Source organism: Carnobacterium sp. (assembly GCF_032094055.1).
Classification (GTDB): domain Bacteria; phylum Bacillota; class Bacilli; order Lactobacillales; family Carnobacteriaceae; genus Carnobacterium_A.
Genome location: NZ_DAMDAK010000052.1, coordinates 3,208 through 12,217, shown reverse-complemented (window position 1 = coordinate 12,217; position 9,010 = coordinate 3,208). Strand labels below are relative to the sequence as shown.

The 9,010-nt window shown below is 32.6% G+C and carries 8 protein-coding genes and 1 pseudogene; all 9 read right to left on the bottom strand.

The features are described from left to right. Window positions 1–718, bottom strand: a pseudogene (locus tag RT405_RS08785) (ABC transporter ATP-binding protein); the annotation flags it as partial. Window positions 719–1,093: 375 nt separating this feature from the next. Next, the gene (locus tag RT405_RS08780; RefSeq protein WP_313469143.1) at window positions 1,094–2,950 is read right to left on the bottom strand and encodes an HTH domain-containing protein; all 1,857 of its coding nucleotides are present in this window, start codon (window positions 2,948–2,950) and stop codon (window positions 1,094–1,096) included. 90 nt (window positions 2,951–3,040) lie between these two features. After that, window positions 3,041–3,859: a PTS system mannose/fructose/sorbose family transporter subunit IID gene (locus tag RT405_RS08775; RefSeq protein WP_313469142.1), complete on the bottom strand. Its 819-nt coding sequence runs from the start codon at window positions 3,857–3,859 to the stop codon at window positions 3,041–3,043. Beyond that, window positions 3,852–4,637, bottom strand: a complete 786-nt coding sequence (locus RT405_RS08770) for a PTS sugar transporter subunit IIC (RefSeq protein ID WP_313469141.1) — start codon at window positions 4,635–4,637, stop codon at window positions 3,852–3,854. The genes RT405_RS08775 and RT405_RS08770 overlap by 8 nt, the downstream gene beginning before the upstream one ends. A gap of 22 nt (window positions 4,638–4,659) precedes the next feature. Beyond that, entirely contained in the window at window positions 4,660–5,127 is a 468-nt protein-coding gene (locus RT405_RS08765; protein ID WP_313469140.1) for a PTS sugar transporter subunit IIB, read from the bottom strand. A 15-nt stretch (window positions 5,128–5,142) separates the two neighbouring features. Beyond that, entirely contained in the window at window positions 5,143–5,556 is a 414-nt protein-coding gene (locus RT405_RS08760) for a hypothetical protein (RefSeq protein ID WP_313469139.1), read from the bottom strand. Window positions 5,557–5,565: 9 nt separating this feature from the next. After that, window positions 5,566–6,630 (bottom strand): SIS domain-containing protein, encoded by a 1,065-nt coding sequence (locus RT405_RS08755; RefSeq protein WP_313469138.1) that lies wholly within the window; start codon window positions 6,628–6,630, stop codon window positions 5,566–5,568. A 325-nt stretch (window positions 6,631–6,955) separates the two neighbouring features. Then, complete coding sequence (locus tag RT405_RS08750; RefSeq protein ID WP_313469137.1) at window positions 6,956–7,696, bottom strand: SIS domain-containing protein; 741 nt, start codon at window positions 7,694–7,696, stop codon at window positions 6,956–6,958. A 12-nt stretch (window positions 7,697–7,708) separates the two neighbouring features. Next, the gene (locus RT405_RS08745; protein WP_313469136.1) at window positions 7,709–8,956 is read right to left on the bottom strand and encodes a PTS ascorbate transporter subunit IIC; all 1,248 of its coding nucleotides are present in this window, start codon (window positions 8,954–8,956) and stop codon (window positions 7,709–7,711) included. Window positions 8,957–9,010: the final 54 nt, after the last annotated feature.

Below are 9,010 nucleotides of genomic sequence, written 5' to 3'. Positions count from 1 at the left end.
TTTCAACGACTACGGGAATCGTATTGATAATCGGATTTCCAATGAATTGAGCGACAAAAAGATTGGCGGGTTCTAAGTATAAGTTTTGCGGGTCATCATTCTGCTGAATAATGCCTTCATTTAATAGGATGATTTTATCACTGATCGATAATGCTTCTTCTTGATCATGTGTAACAAAAATTGTCGTGATGCCTACTTCTTTCACTAAACGGCGAATTTCTTCTCGTATTCGTAAACGCAAGCGAGCATCTAAGTTACTTAACGGTTCGTCCAACAGCAGCACATCAGGTTTTTGTACCAGAGCCCGTGTAATGGCCACACGCTGTTGCTGCCCTCCTGATAATGTACCAGGTTTTTTACTATGTAGCTCTTCAATATTTGTTAAAGCCATATATTTTTCAGCCGTTTCTTTAGCTTTTTCTTTAGAAATCTTTTTTTTACCTACTGTTAACGGAAACATAATATTTTCCAAGACTGTCATGTGCGGATAAAGAGCGTAATTCTGAAAAACAAACCCAATGTTGCGGTCTTTCGGTTCTGTTTTGACCACTGAGCTGCCCGCAAAACGGATGTCTCCACCTGTAGGGCTTAATAAGCCGGCAATCAGGTTAAGAATCGTTGATTTACCGCAACCACTTGGTCCAAGCAAACAAACCAAATCACCTTTCTCAATCGTAAAATCTACTGATTTTAAAGCTTCAAATCCATTACCGAACACTTTCTTCAAGTCGATAACTTCTATCATATAACAGCCTCCTAAGCTAAATTTTGCGCCTTACTTAACCCTCTTTTATCAGATAATAAATCTTAATCAAGCTATCTTTCTATCCTTCATCTGAAAATCATCTAAGTAAAACCAGTAAAATTTATTTCTAACAAGTTAAGAATAGCAAACTATTCCACAATATTCCAGAACAGAATTATTTGTTTTTTCTAATAAGTAAGAACAAAAATAATGTTATAAGGTAAAAAAATTTATGTTTGAGCATACTCTTAAATTATGCGAACAATTTTATTTTTCAAAGCAGAAACACTATAGGAAATTTTTGTAAGCTGAAATTTAATTAAGCTGGCTATTCCTTCACTTATATCTTTAATTTAAAGTCTTTAATAGCGCCTCAAAATTTGCCTGTTCATAAACATATTGAACGGCATCTGGATCATTTGTCCAATTTGAAAATACCTTGCATAGGTAATTTAAATCTTTATCTCCGTCTTTTTTCGTTTTAATCAAAAACAATGTTTTAACTACAATTTTTTCCCATAAAATAGGATGCTTTAATATAATAACTAAACAAAGACGTTTTTTTATTATTTTGTCTATATCTTGGATATGCACTAAACCATTTCCAACTTCATGATAAGCAAGTTTTCTATTTGTTTTTTCTTTTAAATAATCTTTACTTCTCAAGTAATTTAAAATGTCACGCTCGATTCCTTTCTTTGTAGTTGCTTTAGAAATAAGCACACTGTCTTCATTAATATAGCTTTGTAAAATTTCCTTTGAGCTGTTAGGATTCCTCAAAAAAGATTCAACATTTAACAGCTTTTCTTTAGTGACATTACTGATCACTGATTTCCCTCCAAATATTTCTTTATTTAAGGATACAGTAGAAACCAATAAATCAAAATCATTCTTTATTCTATCAAGAGAATCAATATATATTACTTCATATAGTTCTTTGTTGAGCGTATTCTTTAAAATGCTTTCATAACTGAGTTTCTCAGAACGGTTGTTTCCTGTATAAAGCATAATTTTAGTTGGTTTTTTCTTCATATTATTCAAAGCATACTGAAAATACAAAATCAAGTATCCATATTCATCTAACGGAATAGCTTTTTTTGTTAGTTTTTTTTCAATGATCCTAGTGGCAGATATCGTGATTTTTGAGGCAAACAAATAATCTCTGAAATGTTGAAAAATAAATGGATTTTGAATGGTTAAATCATTTTTTACCCGTCTATAAAGCTGTTCAATATGCAATGCTAAAAGTTCCATTAGTGTAGTATCTTCTGAAAAATCTAAATCAAAATTTATATATACTTCTTTCATAATTTCATTAACGATACATAAGACACGTTCCTTAAGAGCAGGTGTTAAATGAGAAATGATTTTTTTATTAGTAAGATGAGTATAAAGAAAATAAATCGATTTTTCTTCAATGCTCTCTACGTCAAAGAAAGGTTTTACTCGATTTATAATTTCTGAAGAAGCTCCATAGCTGTACTTATCCCTTATTTTTTTACTGATATCTAAGTCTTTTTCAAATTTTTGTCTAGAAAATAAAATCACTATCTGAATAGCTAAATCATTGATAGAATTCTTTGAAAGTAAAATTCCGTAACTCTTGCTCACTTCATTAATAATCTTTTCAAGGTACTGGAGTATCGCAGAATCCCTTTTATATATAATTTGTTTATAGTTTGATAAATAACTTAAAAAACTATGGAAGAAAAAATTTGAAATAGCTAATCTCTTATGAAATTCAGTACCCATAACTTCAACGCCATAATTAGGTCTATGCGAAATCTTTAACCTGTACTCTGAAAACAGTGCTCGGACTTTTTTCATATCTTTACTTAAACTTGACGGGCTTATATAGAGTTCATCCGCCAAATCGTCATACCTGATTGCACCTTCTGCTAGTAAAAGCCGTTGTACAAGATACGCGACTCTATCATAATTTTTAAGAATTAGATCTTTGTCTCTGGATAACGTCAACTCATCTGAACTAAATATAAATGAACTATCTAAACGATAGCCTTTAGCTGGATAAGATTTTAATAGCATTTTTTCTTGGTTGATATTTTCCTTTATTCGTGAGATATCTTTTTTTACAGTACGCTTTGATACTGATAGATAGTTAGCTAGTTCCTCTGCGGTGACATACTTATTTTTCTTTAAATAATCTAAAATTAATAATTCTCTATTTGAAAAATAAATATCCATTTTACCACTCCATTCAAAATAAAAAGCGCAAAATCTATACTAAAGATCTCGCACTTTTCATTATAACAAAATTCAATTAATTAAAATATATTAAAACAGTCCCACTAATGAGCCTAATAGCCCAAATAGGATGGTCACACCTAATAAAAACATTGACCCTTTTTTCTTTGATTTAAGCAGCCAAAACATAAAAAGTGTGTACAATAAAGGCAGCAATAAAGGAAAAATTTGATCGATATAATCTTGTAATTTAAAAGCGGTATCATTAAAATCAAAAGATATTTTTGTATTTAATTGAACCATTTGCGCACTCATTGCACCTATTACCATTAAACCCACAATTGTTGCAGCTTTAGATATCTTATGAAATATATTTGATTCTGAAATATCCGTTAAAATTGAAGTTCCGAGTGAATATCCAAACACGCCACCATAATAACGTAGTAATAAGTGAGGAACATTGAATACAAATAAGAATAAGATAGGTCCTAAAATATTACCTTGTTGAGCAAGAGGCAAACCTACTGCGGCTGCGATAATTCTAAGAGTACCCCAGAAGAAAGAGTCTCCAATACCCGCTAACGGTCCCATTAAACTAACCTTGATATTATTAATTGTATCAACTTGAAATTTTGGATTCATGCTCGCTTCTTTTTCTAAAGCTGAAGAGATCCCTGTAATCGTAGAAACTAAATGTGGAGTAGTATTAAAAATCTGCATATGACGTGTTAATGCTTCAGCTCGTTCTTTTTTTGTGCTATAAAAACGTTTAATAGCAGGCCACATACCAACTGCATAACCTAATGCTTGTTGACGCTCATAATTATATGAATTTTCTAAAAGAAAGGAATACCAAAACATTTCCCGAAAGAACTTCTTTTCTTCTTTTGAGTATTTACGTTTATTCATCGAATAAGTCCTCCAATTCTTGGTCTGTACCTTCTGCGACTTGAGCAGAGTTATTTGAACCTCCAACTTCAAAAACAATGATAAATGCGATAATTACTCCAACTAAAGTAACAGCTAATATAGGTAAATTACCATAAGATATCATGATGAAACCAAAGATAAAGTAAAGTATATTTTTACCACTCATCATAGGTTGTAATAACAACGCAAATCCAACAGCGGGCAACAAGTTTCCTGCTACTTGTAAACCATTCATAATAGTTTCCGGTATATTATTAACGAAACTTTCTACTGCAGAGGAACCAAATAAAATAGCTACAAATACCACCACAAAATACATTAAACATTGCAAGAATAAACCAAACATATTCAACGCAAACATCCCTTTGATATTAGCATTTTCAGCAAGTGAAACAGCAAAGTTCATAAACCAGCTTCTTACAATAAAGATAATAACTTTTAATGATTGAGCAAGTATTGCAATTGGTAATGCTAATGTTAAAGCAACTTCCGCTCCTTGCCCAGTAATAATTGCAAAAGCCGTTCCTAAACTTGCTCCTACTAAAACATCAGGCGGAACAGCTGCTCCAACTTGAATTGCTCCCATAAAAACAAGTTCCAGACTTGCACCTATTATCAAACCAGCCTTTAAATCTCCCAGCACTAATCCAACCAATGTAGAAATAATAATGGGTCGATTAACCATTGGTGTTCCGCCCATTTTTTCTAGAAACCAGACTACAGCAACTACCAATCCAACTAGTAAAGCATTAGTCATTCTGCATACCTCCTATTTAATTTTAGAGTTCGTTTATTAGCTTAGGTTTATCAGAAGGAACCAATCTAAATTCGACTTTATATCCTTCATCATTCAAGCTTTTTAATATTTCTTTATCTTCTGCTGTTACATAGGCGTAGGAAGTAAGTGGTTCTTTATCTTCTTCTTTTTGTATTCCCCCAATATTCAAATTAGGGGTTTCATTTATCCCATGCAACAGTTTGTTTGCTTCATTTATGGTATCTGTGACAACAAATACTTTCAGATGTTTTAACTTTTCATTGTTTAATAGTTCAATAGCATCAGATAAGTTTCGAATAGCTAGCTTAACTCCTTCTGGTTTCGCCATCTTAATAGCTGCTTTTCGTAAATTATCTTTTGCAGCACTTTCACTAACAATCACGATTGCCTCGTATCCTAATTCAGCTTTCCAACTATAAGCAACTTGTCCGTGTAATAATCGATCATCCACTCTGATTAATTGAATCATTTTTACCTCTCCTTTTTAAAAGTCATCTTCAAAATCCAATGTACTCAATTGTTCATTAACAAATATAACTTGATTTCGAGTTCCGGTAATAATTTCTTTAATCTTCTCATCATTGATTTGGCTGCTATCTACTGTAAATAATTCAAGCAACATAGGTAAATTCATTCCAGTAATAATTTTTACTTTACTCATATCAAACATTTTAATAACTTTTTGATTAACACTTCCGCCAAAAACGTCGGTTAATATTATCAAGTTCTGTTCATTTATATTAGAGTCATTAATTACTCTTTTAACTTTCTCTTCTAATGTCTCTTCATCTATATACATATCAATCGCATATGCATTGTCTTGTTTTCCTAATATAATTTCTATTGAAGAAAGGAGACCACTTGCAAAATTTCCATGGCTGATTAATAAATAATTCATTATACTCACCTACACTGTCTTATTAATATATTTTTCAATTTGAGGATAGATTTTTTCGGAAAGGTCTCTTCCTTTATCTGTAGCTAACAAGTAACTGATCACTTGAAAAAAAGTCATATAAATCAGCGGGTAAAATGTTTCCGCAGCTGTTTCCAAAGTCACAACAGAATCATCAGTACGGTTGCGGGAAATTATTTGAGAATAAGCATGAACTTCTTTGTGGAGAAAAGAATTGATTTTTACAGCTTTTTCATAGTCTTCTTGTTCTTCTGCTAATAAAAAGAAACCCATATCTTCAGTAAAACAATTTTGAGGTCCGTGAATAAGTTCTTCTATTTCAAAACTATTCGTTATGATTGGAACCATCTCCATGAACTTAATATCTGATTCTTGAGCCACCGGCCACAAAGCTCCGCCCCCGGCAAAAAAGAATGCCTCACAATTAAAAAGAAACTTTTTATTTTGGCGGTACCATTTTTGAGAAAATGAGATAGCATTTTCGATGTCCTTAGAAATTTCGGATAATTCTTCCAGGTATTTTTGTGCAGCCTCATTTGTAAGCTTCTTGTTTTGTTTGGATATCTCCATGAAAATCAAATATAGAGTGACCGTTGTCAGCGTGTAACCAGCCGTTCTAAATACGTAAGGTTCTTTTCCACTACCCATATCAAAATTTATCTGAGCTGCTTCAGAAATAGGATTATCCAAATTTTCAGTAATGGAAATAGTTGTTCCGCCTAGGTTATTAACCATTTCAATACTCTCTAATACTGATTTAGTTGTTCCTCCTTGGGAAATAAATAGGTACACCTCGTCTAAACTGAGTGATTCTTTATTGAAATGGTGATAAAAAAAGTTGGGGTAAATTAATTCAACACCCATTCCTAATTTTTCTTCAATAAATGACTTAGCAGTGAATGCTGCATTGTATGAAGTTCCTGATGCAATGATCGTTACTTTAACCGTTTTAATGTCTTTCAATTTTCCTGAAAAATCATTTACATTTGTTAATCGTTCTTGGATTTTTTCAGGAATACTTTTAATTGTATCCAACATGCTTGTTTCTATTTTCAAATCTTCATCTCCCTTCTGTTACACTATATCTCATATTTAAAATCGCTTCCATACAATAAAATGCACCTATATTAGTGCACTTTATTACTTCTAACTCATTAAAGTGACATTACTAAAATCTTTTCATAAAAAAGAGTGATGATCAAAAGTAAACAAATCTCTACTATAAATAAACTCTTGATTTATAGTATTTATTCTTACGTCTCTATTCAAAAAAAGAGCCTTCCAACGAAAGTTGAAAGAACTCACTTCATGATCACTTCATTTATTGATTTTTAGAACTACCAACAATCGTTTCTACATTTGACGAAGAGCTCTTATTTATTTAGTAGCGATAATGAATAGTATCTTTAAATTGTTCATACAAATTCTTATTTAATTCATCGCCGCCGTCTAAATTAGCGCTATAAAAAATTGGGGGATATTTCATACCATTATCAACCAACGTTTGGCAAACTTCTGTTACAATTGAATTTAAAATAGTTGCTCCAACCACAGTTGATGAAGGTGACACTTTTTGATCTATTCCTTCAATTACACAGGTACCATCCCCGATATCACCATGATTATCAATTACAACATCACTAACCTCATACAACATTTTGCCGGATGGATGTCGTGATGTGGTGGATTTAGAATAAGTCATATTTGTAATTGTGACGACTTTTACGCCTTTTTCTTGAGCACACATTCCTAGTTCAATCGTTACAGGATTACGACCAGATACTGAGTGTAAAATTAGAATATCATTTTTATTAAAATCAACCTGACTGGCTAATACTGTTCCATATCCTACAAGTCGCTCCATTTGGCTAGTTAAAGTAATGGGTTCATTGTCTAACATGATTTCTTTACCAAAAATTGGATTGATTGACATTAGGCCTCCTGCGCGATAGAACATTTCTTGCACTAATATTCCTGCATGACTGGCACCGAAAATATAAATAGAACGATGCTTTTCAATTGCTTCCACTAATAAGTCTTTTGTTTGCTCCATTGCTGAAGCTTCATCTGTTTCAACTTGACTTAAGATTTCCGAAATACGTTTAAAATATTGTAAACTCATCCTTACACCTCTCTAAAATAGATTCGCAATTAATTTAGCAATTGGACCAAAAATTGAAAAGTCATTTCCACCAAAAATCAACAACCAGTTTTGGATGGTTCCGTCAAACATTGCTACTGAAATTCCCATGATCAAAACCATTACAAGAGCTGCGACACTTGTTCCAATAATACTCCCGCGCAATCCACCTTGCCCTTCCCCGATAACAGCTGCTGCACCACATTCAAAGAAACTAGTAATTACTAATGGCACGAGTAACACTCCGAACATATTAGTGGCATTCGCAATTACGATCATCACAGTTGAAGTAATCATTGCTACAATAAAACCAATGATTACAGCATTAGGTTTGTAATTGAAAATGATAGGAGCATCAAATGCTGGAATAGCATTTGGAATTAGTTTTTCTGAAATACCTTGAAACGCTGGAATAATTTGATTAATTAACATTCTGACTCCATAAAGCATAACTAACAGTCCTGCTCCAAATGTTAAACCACTATTAATTGCTGCTATAAACAAGTTTTGTCCTTCTTCAATAAGAGTAGGAATAAGCAAGCCAATCACAATATACATTAATGTAATAACGATTCCACCAGTAACTGAGATTTCTCTGAAGAAAGATAGACTCTTAGGAACATTAACATCTTCAGTTGAATGTTCCTTATTTCCAACACGTTTAGCAACAAATCCAGAAATCAAACTTAAAACACCGGTTGGATGCCCTAATAAAAACGATTTGTCACCCGTTGCATCCCAAACATATTTCCGTAAAATCCATGGCATAACCGACCAGTATAAAGCAGAACAAACTGCACCAAATAAAATTAATGGTGTTCCGTTTAACCCACCTTCAACTCCAGCAGCCACAAAAACGAATGGAAACCACCATAACATATGTCCGGTTAAGAATATCGTTTTAATAGGAGTAAAACGTGCAATTGCTAAATGAAGAATTAACCCTAAAAACATAGCCAAACCAACATCTCCACCATAGGATGATGTAAATGTAATATCATTTAGTCCTTCAGCTGCTCCTCCACCGTTTACTAAAGTTGATTGAAATGCAGTATTAATGGGTGCAATTGTACCTACGAGCATATCAACGCCTTTATTTAAAACAACCATACCGAATGCTGCTGATAAAGAGCCTTTAATAATATCTGAAATGTTTTTCTTTTGAATAATTAAACCAAGGGCTGCAATTAGGCCAAGAAGAACAGGGGGATTTTTTAAAATATTATTTGCTATAAAATCCATTTTTATTTCCTCCTTATACAATGCTATTGTCGTTCGGTTTCCTAAACTCTCATA